The following is a 13,764-nucleotide window of genomic DNA, read 5'->3' on the forward strand; positions in this document are numbered from 1 at the left end:
TATCTTGCTGCTTTAGACGCAGGTACCGGGGTTGCCACTTCCTGGGCGCCTAATCCCAATAGCATTGTCAACAGCATTTCCAGACATAATAATACCGTATACGTTGGTGGACAATTCAGCATCATCAGTGGGCTCCAGCAATCAAACTTTGCCATGCTTGATGCAGGTACTGCCGAACTGGTTTCTCTGATCGGTGTGAATTCTACGGTTACAATCGTAGAGCAGGACAATGACAATATATACATTGGAGGTTCTTTCTCTGGTGCACAGGGTTTACAGGCGAGGTATGGCGCTCTCTTGGGAACCGTAAGCGATGTTCCTGAGTTGAACTTTCCGGTTTTTAACTCTACTGTACATGCCAGCATACCCGATGGTGCAGGAGGTTGGTATGTTGGTGGGTCTTTCACAGGTGTAGGTGGTAAGAATTACCTTATTCGCGTGCTTGCAAATAACACAGTTGATCCAACCTTCAGCCCTGCGCCAAATAGCACAGTTGTATCGCTCTTTCTGCATGGCTCAACTTTATACGTGGGTGGGTGGTTTACACAGATTGGTGGGCAGCCCAGAACCTATCTTGCTGCTTTAGACGCTGGTACCGGGGTTGCCACTTCCTGGGCGCCCAATCCTAATAGCATTGTCAACAGCATTACCATGCATAATAATACCGTTTATGTTGGTGGACAATACAGCATCATCAGCGGGAGCCAGCAATCAAACTTTGCCATGCTTGATGCAAGCACAGCACAACTCGTTTCGCTGATCGTTGTGAATTCTACGGTTACAACCGTAGAGCAGGACAATGACAATGTATATATTGGAGGTTCTTTCGCTGGCGCACAGGGCTTGCAGGCAAGGTATGGCGCATTGCTGGGAACCGTAAGCGATGTTCCTGAGTTGAGCTTTCCGGTTTTTAACTCTAATGTGAATGCCAGTATTCCCGATGGTTCCGGTGGCTGGTATATAGGTGGTTCTTTCTCAGGTGTAGGTGGTAAAAATTACCTGATTCGTGTGCTCGCCGATAACACCATTGACCCCACTTTCAGCCCGGCGCCAAATAGCATAATTCTTTCTCTTTACCTGCACGGTTCCACACTTTATGTAGGCGGTTACTTCACGCTAATTGGAGGTCAATCAAGAACTTATCTTGCTGCTTTAGACGCAGGTACCGGAGTTGCAACTTCCTGGGCGCCCAATCCCAATAGCCTTGTCAACAGCATAACCAGGCATAATAATACCGTTTATGTTGGAGGACAATTCAGCATTATCAGCGGGCGCCAGAAATCAAACTTTGCCATGCTTGATGAGAATACTGCTCAACTTGTTTCTCTGATGGGAGTAAATTCTACAATTCAGACAATTGAGCAGGACAACGATAATATTTACCTTGGCGGTTCATTTGCCGGCGCGCAAGGATTAGATGTTAGGTATGGCGCATTATTGGGTACCGGCGATGACAACCCGGCCCTCAACTTCCCCTCATTCAACAGCACAGTAAATGCGAGTATCCCTGACGGCGCGGGAGGCTGGTATGTGGCAGGTAGCTTTAGCGGTGTTGGCGGTAAAAATTACCTGGTACGTATTCTTGCCGACAATAGTATTGACCCAGCCTTTTCTCCTGCGCCCAATTCATATGTTTATGCGCTGCACCTCGATGGAGGAGTTTTATACGTAAGTGGAATTTTTAGTCAGATAGGCGGACAACCACGTCAAAACTTTGCAGCATTGAATTCCACAACCGGTGCTGCCTTAGCCTGGAATCCCGGCGGAAACAGCTATGCAAATACCATCATTACTGATAATGATTTCATTTATGTAGGCGGGAACTTTACAACCATCGCAAACCAAGCGCGCAATTACATTGCCTCTTTTGATAAGGCTACCGGCAGTATTACCACCTGGAACCCAAATTCAAACAGTTTGGTGTTTCGGCTTGCGCAAAGCGGCAGCATCGTATATGTTGTTGGTTCATTTTCAAACATAGGCGGCCAAAGCAGAAACCATATCGCTGCCCTGGATAAATCAAGCGGACTGGCAACTTCCTGGAACCCAAACGCTAACTCATGGGTGTATGATATTCTACTGGATGGGGCAAATGCCTGGATTGTTGGTAGTTTTGGCTCAGTTAATGGCCAGGCTAGAAACAGGATAGCAGAAATCAGCCTTAGCACCGGGGTTCCCACCTCATTTAACCCCGATGCGAATAACACTGTTTATAATATTCGTAAATCCGGTACTACTCTCTTTGTAGCCGGAGAGTTTACCATCGTTGGCGGTCAGAACCGCAGCTACCTTGCTACCATTGATGCTACAAGCGGAGCAGTCCAGAGTTGGAGTCCCATGGCCAATTCATCTGTTTACTCCATCTCATTGAGTGGTACCAAAATTTTTGCTGGTGGTAATTTTACTTATATGAAATTTGTGAACCGAAATTTTTTACTTGCCATTTCCAAGGCAACCGGACTCATCACATCCTGGAACCCGGCTCCCAACAGCATAGTTTATGGTATTTTACCTGATGGCAGCAATGCCTTTGTGGGAGGGAGTTTTGGGGTAATTGGCGGTCAGACACGCAACCGGATTGCACAGGTGAGCCTGACAACGGGTAATGCAACCTCATGGAATCCGGATGCCAACAGTACCGTTTACCGACTTGCAAAGTCTGGCTCAACCATCTATGCTGGGGGCGAGTTCACCAACATTGGCGGACAGCCACGAAACTACATGGCAGCCCTGGATGCAACCGGCGGTACTGCACTTTCCTGGAACCCTATGGCCAACTCATCGGTTTATGCCCTTTCGGTTCAAAGCAACAAGTTATTTGCCGGTGGTGCTTTTACTTTCCTGAAATTTGCAAACCGAAACTATGTATTAGCGATCTCCAAAACTACCGGGCTCATCACGTCCTGGAACCCTTCGCCCAACAGCACGGTTCACGGTATCTTTCCCGATGGCAGCAATGCCTATATTGGAGGAAGCTTTACAATGGTTGGCAGTGATTCGCGCAGCCGGATTGCACAGGTAAGTCTCAGTACTGGTGCAGCTACAGGCTGGAATCCGGGCGCCAATAGCACGGTTTACAAATTTGCTAAATCAGGCTCAACAGTGTTTGCTGTGGGCGATTTTACAACCATTGCCGGAGAACCCCGCAATTACATCGCAGCCCTGGATGCTACTGTCGGTAATGCGCTATCATGGAACCCTATGGCCAACTCATCGGTTTATGCCCTTTCGGTTCAAAGCAACAAGTTATTTGCCGGTGGGGCTTTTACTTTTCTGAAATTTGCAAACCGAAACTATATCTTAGTGATCTCCAAAACTACCGGGCTCATCACATCCTGGAACCCTTCACCCAACAGCACAGTTCACGGCATTTTTCCCGATGGCAGCAATGCCTATATTGGAGGAAGCTTTACAACGGTTGGCAGTGATTCGCGCAGCCGGATTGCACAGGTAAGTCTGAGTACCGGTGCAGCTACAACATGGAATCCGGGCGCCAATAGCACGGTCTATAAATTCGATAAATCAGGTTCAACAGTTTTTGCCGTGGGTGAATTTACCGCCATTGCCGGAGAACCCCGTAATTACATCGCAGCGCTGGATGTAGTCAGTGGCACTGCGCTTTCATGGAATCCACAACCCAATAGCTCTGTTTATACCGTTGTTGTTCAAGGCACAAAGGTGTTTGCGGGAGGAACATTTACATACTTGAAATTTGCGAACCGGAACTTTTTGTTGGCTCTATCAAAGACTACAGGATTGATTACTTCATGGAACCCCTCAGCCAACAGTACAGTACATTCTCTCTTAACGGATGGTAGTAATATGTACGTCGGTGGAAGTTTTTCTGTTATCGGAGGCCAATCCCGAAACCGCATTGCTGAACTCAGCCTTAGTACCGGTAATGCAAGTGCGTGGAACCCGGATGCAAACAGCACAGTATATTCTATAGCTAAAAATGGCAGTACCATCTATGCCGGCGGTGCCTTTACAACCATTGGTGGGCAGCCCCGCAACTATGTAGCTGCTATTGACAACAGCGGATCAATCCTGCCGTGGAATCCAAGACCAAACAGCGTTGTTTATCAGGTTAAAATGTCGGGTAGTGATGTTATTATTGGTGGTAATTTTAGTTTCCTCAATGCAGGTTCAAGGTCTAACCTGCTGGCTTTATCAAAGACCACAGGTGAAATCACTTCCTGGAATCCTGCTCCCAATTCAACGGTTCAAACCATTGAGCTCAATGGTGGAAATGTTTACGTTGGTGGCTGGTTTACCCAGATAGGAGGGCAACCACGTAACTACATTTCAGAAGTTAGCCTAAGTACCGGAAGCGTAACTTCATGGAATCCCAACTCAAATTCTGTGGTTCTCAGCATAGCTAAAAACGGTGGAAACGTTTATGCAAGTGGTTATTTCACCAGCATTGGCGGCCAGCCAAGGAACTACCTGGCATCACTGGATGCTGTTACCGGCCTGGCAACACTGTGGAGTCCAAATCCGAATAATTACCCCTGGAAGTTGCATATTTCTGATGGGGTTTTATACGCTGGAGGGGATTTCACTATTATTGGAGCAGAACCCAGAAACCGGCTCGCCTCGTTCACTCTTCCCGCTGAAACGCTTACCGCCTGGGATCCTAATGCTAACAGTACCGTTAGGGATATTCACAGCACACAAACCACTTTATACATTGCTGGTAGTTTTACCCAGGTTTCAGGCGAAGACCGCGGACGCGGGGCCAGGTTCGATAAAGCCAGCGGTGTACTTCAGGAATGGAATCCGCTCTCAAACAACACCATAAACTCCATAACCAGCAAAGGTAAACTGTTTTTCATGGGTGGAAACTTCAGCAATATTGGAGGTAACCCAGCTGGAGGCTTTGCTTCAGTCAATCTGAATACCATGGAATTTATTCCCTTTTTTCCGGTAGCCAATTCAGCTATTAATACGATTCTTCCCTCTGGCAAACAGGTTTACATTGGTGGCAGTTTCTCAATAATAGGTGGAATTCCACTGACCGGACTTGCCACTGTTTCCTATACCAACGATCTGCTCATGCCCGATGTGGAGGATTACAATCCTAAACTTGCTGCCAATAACGGTACAGTGGCAGTTACAATTTTAGGCAATGCATTCCTTGGTGCTGTTACCGTGAAACTCACCAAAACCGGCGAAGCCGACATCCCTATGCAAAGTATGGTGATTACCGACGGTATTAAGATTGAAGGAACTTTTAATATAAATGCTGCAGCGTTGGGATTGTGGGATATTGTAATAGAAGTGCCTGGTTTTGGTGTTGTTTCATCGTGTGCACATGGCTGTACTTTCAGGGTAATTGAAACCGGATTTCCTGTGAACTTATCCTTGCAAAACATTACTGTAAACAGTCCAAACAGCGAATGTTACGCTGCACTGGAAACCATTACCATTGCCGGTGATGGAACCACCTTCACTGTCAATTCTGGAGCCAGCGCTGAGTTTGCCGCTTATACCAGCGTTACTGCAAAACCCGGCGCTCATTTTAAGGCAGGGTCAAACGTTATCATGAGGATAGAAACAGTGCATTATTTCTGCTTTAACGATGAATCAATGCTTAAAACTGATCACCTGCTTATTGACGATTTTGCTTTAAGATCTGATATTGATGGTGATAAGAATAATTTATTCCAGGTTTATCCTAATCCAACAAGCGGAAGGTTTACGCTTGAATTATCGGAAATTGCTACTAACGTTACAGTTGAGATCTATGGCTTACTGGGCGAACAACTCCTGAGAAAGGATGTATCGGGCTTTATAACGTATGAGTTCGACCTTTCGAGCCAGCCGCGGGGTATTTACATCATCCGTGTGCTGAATGGCAATGAAATGGGGATTCAGCGGGTGATAAGGCAATAAACCCTCATAATTACAAACCAAAAACCTTACCTGCGACTTTTGTTTCGGGTAAGGTTTTTTTATTTTTTAAAATGCAAATACTATCTTTGCGTGAAGCAAGAAAGTAAGCCATGAACGAACACAAGAAAAAGAACTTTCTCGAACTTCCCCGCTACGGCGGAGGCAATGAAGAATTCAAGAAATTTATTGCTGCGAACCTTCGGTATCCAAAAGCTGCTCTTGAGGCACGGATTGAAGGCAAAGTACTGGTTGAATACGAAATTGACGATAATGGTATTGTGCACAATCCACGTGTGCTGAGAAGTCTTGGTTATGGCTGCGATGAAGAGGCGATGAGGGTTGTGAGCTTGCTCAGGTTCAAGAAAGTTAAAAACCGTGGTGTGAGGGTGAGGGTAAACACTAAGACCAACATCAATTTCAGCCTTCCGAAGACGAGCATTAGTTATACTGTAACTTCAAAGCCTGAGAATAAAAAACCAGACGAGGCTGATATTCAGAAAAAGAACAAACCAACTACCTACGAATATACCATCAGTTTTTGATTACCACGCATAGAACAATTCTCATGCATTATCCTTTACTTGAAACAAACCGGCTTATGCTGCGGCCATTTAGTGTAAGTGATGGCCCGCGTGTACAATTGCTCGCCAGCGATGAAAAAGTTGCAGCAACTACATTGAATATTCCTCATCCTTACCCTGATGGCCTCGCGGAAGAATGGATTTCAACGCATGAGAAGGAATTTGCTCAGCGTAAATCTGTGATCCTTGCAATTTGCCTAATAGAAGATGAAAAGCTCATCGGCGCTATTGGGTTGATGCTAAAATCTGAACACGACCTTGGCGAGCTGGGTTATTGGATCGGAGTACCCTATTGGAACAATGGTTATTGCACCGAAGCCTGCCAGGCGCTTATAAGTTATGGGTTCAGCACTTTGAAGCTGAATAAAATATTTGCCAACTATTTTGAAGGCAATGACGCTTCAGGAAAGGTGTTGCAAAAACTTGGCATGCAGCATGAAGCCCTTTTGCGTTCTCACGTCAAGCACTGGGGAAAATACAAAACCCTGATCAGCAATGGTTTGCTGAAGGATGAATACAGGCAGTTAATGCCGGTTTAGAATGGCCAGAACTGATTGTCGTACCAGATTTTTTCCTTCAGTTCTTCGTTGAGTTCGTGCAAGATTTTGTGATGGCCTTTTTCCCAATTAGCCAGAAAATTATAAAGATCTTTTTCAACCTGATCAGATGAGTCTTTTGCCCGCTTTGAATAAACCTCGATAGCCTTGGTTTCCATATCAATGGCTGCTGAAATTGCGGCTGCCTCAAATCCTGATGCCGAAAGGCGATTGGTGATTTCAGTGCTTAGCACCATATCAGCAATTGATTCATCAGCTTTTGGAGCAATGCTTACTACTTCGAATTTACCGGTTTTCTCGTAATTCTTATAATGTTGTGCAAGGAACTCAATATGAAGTTGCTCTTCCTTGGCCATGATAGAAAATATTTTTCTTACATCCTCATCACCAGTTTTTTCGGCAACGGTTTCATAGAATGCCTTTCCGCGTTTTTCGAGCAGGATGGCGGTTTTTAAAATGTCAAGTGCAGTGTTTGTTTCCATGTGACAGGTTTTATGGTTATTTGGTGTTTAACTGTTTTCAGTGGGTTTTTGTTCAACGGGTGTAAAGTTATAAAAAAAGCCGGCTGTTAAGCCGGCTAGGTTTCTTAAGGATCGGTTGGGAAAAAAAATTCCGTGTGGTACGGGATATTAGTATCTCCTGTTGTATCCTCCGCCTCGGTTGTCGTCTCTTCCTCTGTTGAAACTCTTGTTTTCTTCGCGAGGTCTGGCAACTGAAACTGACATTTCACGGTCATTAAGTGCATAACCATTAAGCGCTGCAACTGCAGCTTTGCCTTCAGCTTCGTTGGCCATTTCTACAAAAGCAAAACCTTTGCTTCTTCCGGAAAGTTTGTCTGTGATGATTTTCACTGAGGTGACTTCGCCATACTCAGCAAACAAATCTGAAAGTTGATCTTCGGTAGCTTTGAAGTCAACGTTTCCTACGTAAATGTTCATAACTGTAAATAAATTAAATTAAAATCCCTGCAAAGATAATCTTTTTCTTATCTTCCAAACAAAATCACGTTTTTTTTGAAAATGAGCAGATTATTTTAATCAATTGAAGTTTTTTTGATGATTGGCAATAGGAATTGAAAAATAAACGTAGGTTTGAATTGTTATTTGATCAGCTATGAATATTGATTTACAATCAAGTGTTATCGCATCGTTACAAAAGCTCTTCACGACTTACTTTGGAAAGCCTGCGGCTAATGTTGTGGCTTTGCCTGATTCTGGTTCCGACCGTAAGTACTTCCGGTTAAGCTCAGATGAAGTTTCGGTTATTGGTTCCTACAATCCAAATCAGACTGAGCACGCCACGTTCCTTTACCTTAGCGATCATTTCAAATCAAAAAAACTCCCGGTTCCTGAAGTTTTAGTTTCGGATCAGATAGAAGGATTTTATCTTTTGCAAGACCTCGGCGATGAAAGCCTGCTTGCATGGATTGAAAGGAACCGGTCAAAAACGGACTTTAATGCGAACCTGATCCGCAAGTACGAAAGAGTTTTGCGTGATCTATTCAACTTCCAGATCAGGGGCGATGCAGACCTGGATTACAGTCAGCTGCCTGTTCCGGTGTTTGATTCACGATCAATGCGTTGGGATCTGAACTATTTTAAATACTATTTCTTAAAACCTGCCGGGATTTTATTTGATGAGAAAGCCCTGGATGATGATTTTGAAGCCCTGGTAAATTTTCTGTCTGGCGAACCAATGCAGGGTTTTATGTACCGCGATTTCCAGGCAAGAAACATCATGCTGAAAGATGAAAAGTTCTGGTATATAGATTTTCAGGGAGGAAGGAAAGGGCCGCTGCAGTACGACCTTGTGTCTTTGCTGTTCCAGGTTAAAGCTGCGATTCCTGATGATATCAAAGAGCAACTCACAGATTATTACATGCTGGAACTGAGCGAAATTTCAGACTTTGATAGTGCTGGCTTCAGAAAAAGATACAATGGATTTGTGCTTTTACGTTTGCTACAGGTAATGGGAGCTTACGGCTTCAGGGGTTGGTTCGAACGAAAGCAACATTTTATTGACAGCATTTTTATGCTACGACCCAACCTAGATTGGGCGCTTGGCCATGATGCGTTGCCAGGGAAACTGCCTGAACTCAAAAGAATACTGAATGCAATTATTGAGAAAATGGATAATGATACACTGACACCACAAAACATTTTAACTGTGAGCATCAACAGCTTTTCGTACCGGCGGGGAATTCCTTACGATCCCAGCGGGCATGGGGGAGGTTTCGTGTTTGATTGCCGCATTTTGCCAAATCCCGGAAGACTTGATGAATACAAGCTGCTTAGCGGAAAAGATGAGGAGGTAATTTCTTATCTCGGCAATGAACCTGTAGTGCTTGCGTTTGTTGACAATGTACTGCAGTTGGTAAAGCAGGCAGTTTCAAGCTTTCAGAAAAATAACTACACGAATCTGCAAATCAATTTTGGTTGTACTGGTGGCAGGCACCGCTCAGTGTATTGTGCTGAAAAGCTGGCAGCGGCTTTAGGTTCCCAAAGTAATATTGCTGTCACCTTGCAGCACCGCGAATTACATTAATCAAACCAATAATGAGTAAAACAAGTTGCGAAAAGAAAATCGCAAAATCAGATAAAGAAGCGAGATACGAATGTAAAAATTGTGGCCTGGCTGCCGCAAAGGAGAAACTGCTTTGCAAACCCAGGAAAATAAAAAAGAAATAATGCCCGAACCTACCCGCCACGACCTCGAAAAATACCATGATAACCTCGAAATTGTTCATCTTACAGCCAAACAGATAAGCAAGGATTTTGCCATGTTTGGAATGGAAATTACATTTTCGGGTAATGTAGTATTCGCCTATCCGGAACTCATGATGCAACTTACCCAACATCTGCAGTTACTTCTGCAAACCGATCAGGAACGGCTCTTTGCTTTGATGTATCAGATTGATGTTGATCAGAAATCGGTTGGTAATTGCCTGCGTTCGCATAAAAATCCTGCCAGTGGTTTGGCCGATCTGATCATCCGCCGCGAAATGTTGAAGGTGCTTACAGTGCAATATTTCAAAAATTTAAAGAAAAATCCTGACCCGAATGTTTAAGGCCATGATCCTTGCTGCCGGACTTGGAACCCGGCTCCTGCCATTAACTTTAAATCAACCTAAAGCCCTGGTTGAAGTGGCTGGCAAACCATTGATCGAGCATGTATTGGATCGTTTCCGGCTTTTAGGCATCAGAGATATTGTTGTGAACCTTCATCATCATTCCGGGCAACTTCAGGCTTTCTTGGGTTCTGAAAAGTTTAAGGAATTTAATATAACTTTCTCTGACGAGAGCGGGCAATTGCTTGATACCGGTGGTGCAATCCGCAAAGCAAGCTGGTTTTTTGATAATGGGCAACCGTTCCTGGTTCATAATTGCGATGTAATTTCATTGGTACCGCTTAACGAACTGATGCAGGCACATAAACGCAACAGGGCAATAGCCACCCTTGCAGTGAGCGATCGCAAAACCTCCCGTCCATTGGCTTTTACACCGAATGGGAAGTTGATAGATCGCTGGAACGAAAAAACATCACATGCATCACGTCCATTGGCTTTCAGTGGAATTTATGTGCTTGATCCTGCAATTTTCTCCTTCATGCCAAATGTGGATGCTTTCTCCATTATTGATGTGTTAGTAACGGCTGCTGCAACAAGGCCGGTTTTTGCCTTTGAACACAGTCCGGAAATCTGGGTTGATGCCGGTAATGTCAATAACCTTGAAAAAGCTGAACAATTGCTTGAAAATTTCCATCTTTGAACATGGAAAATATTTCTAAATCCTTTCTTGAAAAAGTTGCCAGGAGATTGCTGCAGGATTATCCTGAAAACATGCAACAGGCCTGCGTAATTATGCCTAACCGCCGTGCGACTGTTTTCTTAAAAAGGCACCTCAGTGCGATCCTTACGAAACCGGCCTTTGGTCCGTCAATATTCTCAATTGAAGACTTTGTTTTTGATTCGGTTGGCTTCCATGAAGCCGATCAACTTGAGCTTTTATGGGAATTGTACGAGTGTTATTCCAAATCTGGAAACACCCACTTGTTTGAAGAATTTCTGAAATGGGGCAAAGTGCTGCTACAGGATTTTGAAGATGTGGATATGCACCTCGTTGATGCCAATTATCTATTCAATTATTTATCAGAAGCCAAAGCCATCGAGCTCTGGAACCCAGGGAAATCCACCCTGACTGAAGGCCAGCAGAGATACCTTTCCTTTTACCGCTCACTGGGAGAACTTTATACGCAATTCACTCAACGACTGCTTGAAAAGAGGATTGCATACAAAGGCCTGGCTTTCCGGTATTTTGTGGAGTTAGTAAACAAATCTGCGGACGAATGGAAATGGAAGCATTTTTATTTTGCTGGTTTCAATGCACTTACACCCGCAGAAAAAGGGATTATTGATTCCATTGAAGCCACAAATACCTTAACCCGCCTTTTCGATGCTGATACTTATTACGTTGACGATTCCAGACAGGAAGCAGGAAAGTACCTTAGAGAAATAGCCCGGGATATTAAACCAGGCAAATTTGAATGGGTTGGTAATAATCTGCTAGAAGGTTCTAAAAATATTAATGTTATCGGTGTGCCGCACAATACCGGGCAAGTGATTGTGGCTGCTTCACTGCTCGCTGAAATTAAGGATGCTGAAGCCGGAAACACTGCGGTGGTGCTGAATGATGAAAGTTTGCTCATTCCTTTGCTGAATGCGATGCCGGATAATATCAGCCATTTTAATGTGACTATGGGATATCCGTTTTCGCTAACTCCGGTTTATGGATTGATGGATATTCTGCTCAATCTGCACCTTCATGCGTTTGAAAGAAAAAGGAAAAATAGCACAGCTGTAGAAGGTAGTGGAAAATTACGATACTATTTCCGCAATGTAGCCAGCCTGTTAAAGCATCCTTACATTATTGGATTCCTTGCTGTAGATGGAGATGATAAGCATGAACCTGTAATTTCATTGTTGGGTTCGGGCAAAGTGTTTTTTGAGAAGGATGAGATATTGAATCATTTCAATAATCATCTGCGGGGAATGGAATTGTTGAAAATGGTATTTGGTGACTGGAGCAATGCGGCAAACGCCATTGAAAATCTGTTGTCAATTAACCGTTTGCTTGCCGAAGCCAAATCAGCGGATAAGGTAAAGGAAACCTCCAATATGGACGTTGAGTATCTGTATCAGTTTAATCTGATCCTGAACCGCTTAAAACTTTTAACTGACAGGGCAGGGGAGGAGCTTAGCCTGCGGGGTTTACACCAGCTTTTAAAAAATATTGCTGCTGGAACCCAGCTTCCTTTTGTAGGCGAACCCTTGAGAGGGGTTCAGATCATGGGTATGCTGGAAACACGAACCCTGGATTTTAAGAATATTATCATGCTCAGCGTGAATGAAGGTGTGTTGCCGGCAGGAAAACATGGGAATTCATTTGTGCCTTTCGATATCCGTAAAGAAACAGGGTTACCCGTTCACAGCGACCGTGATGCTGTATTTGCCTATCATTTTTATCGTTTGTTGCAGCGTTGCGATAATATGCACCTGATTTATAATTCAACGCCCGGCGAACTGGGTGGCGGTGAAAAGAGCCGCTTTATCCTGCAAATTGAACATGAATTATTGAAGCTGAACAGCAGAATTAACTACTTCGACCAGGCTTATTCTCCAACTGTCAGATTTGATCAGGCTGTAAAAGAAATTTCAATCGCCAAAACAAATGATGTGCAACTCCGCCTGGCTGAAATGGCTCAATACGGTTTATCGCCAACAGCGCTCAGCACTTTCGTAAGCTGTCCGTTGAAGTTCTACTTTTCTTATGTACTCAGGATCAGTGAGGAGGATACTACGGATGATACCATGGATGCATCCACCTTTGGTTCAGGAATTCATGATGCACTCAAAGATCTTTATGAACCTTACATGAAACAACCGCTAACGGTTGCTATTATTGATGCTATTGCTAAAGAAGCAAATAAGGCCCTTCACCAGAATTTCTTAAAGGCTTATAAAAATAATGATCTTAATTATGGCAAGAACCTGTTGATGGTTAAAGTAGCCGAATCATTTTTGCGCCGCTTTCTTCAAATGGAAAAGGAACAAATCCATGACCTAGAGAGAACCATGAATTTGTTAACGATAACGGCGATTGAACATGAGTTTTTTAAAGAACAGCCCTGGGTTCTCAGGATTGAAATTAACGGGAACCAGAATTTTCAGGTGCGGTTGCGTGGCAAGGCCGACCGTATTGATATAGCCGGGAATGTAGTCCGGGTCATAGATTATAAGACCGGATCAGTATTACCTAAGGAACTCAAATTTGATGATTGGGATCAGCTCAGCATTGACCCTGAAAAAGGAAAATCACTGCAACTGCTGATTTACTCATATTTAAATGCCAGAGAAAATAATACAGCATTTCCTGAAGCCGGTATAATTTCGTTCAGGCATTTGAATGAAGGATTTATGGGCGTAACAATGCCTGTAGGGCCCACGCCAGTGATAGAGGAAATTGAGAACCAAATACGCAAACTGCTTCAACGTATTTTTGACCCTGCATTGCCTTTTAATCAAACTACCGATTTAAAAAATTGCGAGTACTGTCCCTTTAAAGGGATTTGCAACCGGTAGCTGGGAATAGGAAAAGATACTCGGCAGTTGGCAGTCTGCAGTTGGCAAATCCCCATCCTGCATCACTGTATTACTCCATCACCGTATTACTGCA

Annotated in this window: 9 protein-coding genes; 7 read left to right on the forward strand and 2 right to left on the reverse strand. The window is 44.0% G+C overall.

All coding sequences use genetic code 11. The annotated features are described in order from the left end of the window. The 3 genes from IH597_05770 to IH597_05780 form a co-directional block, all read left to right on the forward strand. On the forward strand, positions 1–5,895 hold a 5,895-nt coding region (locus tag IH597_05770; GenBank protein MBE0661958.1), incomplete at its 5' end, for a PQQ-binding-like beta-propeller repeat protein. 110 nt (positions 5,896–6,005) lie between these two features. Continuing rightward, on the forward strand, positions 6,006–6,437 hold the full coding sequence (locus IH597_05775; GenBank protein ID MBE0661959.1) for an energy transducer TonB: 432 nt from the start codon (positions 6,006–6,008) through the stop codon (positions 6,435–6,437). Positions 6,438–6,460: 23 nt separating this feature from the next. After that, a complete protein-coding gene (locus IH597_05780) occupies positions 6,461–7,015 on the forward strand; it encodes a GNAT family N-acetyltransferase (GenBank protein MBE0661960.1) in 555 nt (184 codons plus the stop codon). Here IH597_05780 and IH597_05785 read toward each other — a convergent pair. Then, positions 7,012–7,515, reverse strand: a complete 504-nt coding sequence (locus IH597_05785) for a ferritin family protein (protein ID MBE0661961.1) — start codon at positions 7,513–7,515, stop codon at positions 7,012–7,014. The two genes, IH597_05780 and IH597_05785, sit on opposite strands and share 4 nt — an antisense overlap. Before the next feature lie 147 nt (positions 7,516–7,662). Then, a complete protein-coding gene (locus IH597_05790; protein MBE0661962.1) occupies positions 7,663–7,971 on the reverse strand; it encodes an RNA-binding protein in 309 nt (102 codons plus the stop codon). 175 nt (positions 7,972–8,146) lie between these two features. Between IH597_05790 and IH597_05795 the strand changes: the two genes are divergently transcribed. From IH597_05795 to IH597_05810, 4 genes are all read left to right on the forward strand, one after another. Beyond that, positions 8,147–9,577, forward strand: a complete 1,431-nt coding sequence (locus tag IH597_05795; protein MBE0661963.1) for a phosphotransferase — start codon at positions 8,147–8,149, stop codon at positions 9,575–9,577. Between the two features lie 142 nt (positions 9,578–9,719). After that, positions 9,720–10,100 (forward strand): hypothetical protein, encoded by a 381-nt coding sequence (locus tag IH597_05800; protein MBE0661964.1) that lies wholly within the window; start codon positions 9,720–9,722, stop codon positions 10,098–10,100. Beyond that, a complete protein-coding gene (locus IH597_05805; protein ID MBE0661965.1) occupies positions 10,093–10,800 on the forward strand; it encodes a nucleotidyltransferase family protein in 708 nt (235 codons plus the stop codon). Before IH597_05800 ends, IH597_05805 begins: the two co-directional genes overlap by 8 nt. 2 nt (positions 10,801–10,802) lie before the next feature. Next, on the forward strand, positions 10,803–13,670 hold the full coding sequence (locus IH597_05810) for a PD-(D/E)XK nuclease family protein (GenBank protein ID MBE0661966.1): 2,868 nt from the start codon (positions 10,803–10,805) through the stop codon (positions 13,668–13,670). The last annotated feature ends 94 nt before the right edge of the window (positions 13,671–13,764 follow it).

Source organism: Bacteroidales bacterium, assembly GCA_014860575.1.
GTDB lineage: Bacteria > Bacteroidota > Bacteroidia > Bacteroidales > JAAYJT01 > JAAYJT01.

What these genes read in the sequence shown, in the direction of transcription:
- IH597_05775 (MBE0661959.1), top strand. Translation starts at nt 6,006, where the DNA reads ATGAACGAACACAAGAAAAAGAACTTTCTCGAACTTCCCCGCTACGGC.
- IH597_05795 (MBE0661963.1), top strand. Translation starts at nt 8,147, where the DNA reads ATGAATATTGATTTACAATCAAGTGTTATCGCATCGTTACAAAAGCTC.
- IH597_05790 (MBE0661962.1), bottom strand. Translation starts at nt 7,971, where the DNA reads ATGAACATTTACGTAGGAAACGTTGACTTCAAAGCTACCGAAGATCAA.
- IH597_05780 (MBE0661960.1), top strand. Translation starts at nt 6,461, where the DNA reads ATGCATTATCCTTTACTTGAAACAAACCGGCTTATGCTGCGGCCATTT.
- IH597_05810 (MBE0661966.1), top strand. Translation starts at nt 10,803, where the DNA reads ATGGAAAATATTTCTAAATCCTTTCTTGAAAAAGTTGCCAGGAGATTG.
- IH597_05785 (MBE0661961.1), bottom strand. Translation starts at nt 7,515, where the DNA reads ATGGAAACAAACACTGCACTTGACATTTTAAAAACCGCCATCCTGCTC.
- IH597_05805 (MBE0661965.1), top strand. Translation starts at nt 10,093, where the DNA reads ATGTTTAAGGCCATGATCCTTGCTGCCGGACTTGGAACCCGGCTCCTG.
- IH597_05800 (MBE0661964.1), top strand. Translation starts at nt 9,720, where the DNA reads ATGCCCGAACCTACCCGCCACGACCTCGAAAAATACCATGATAACCTC.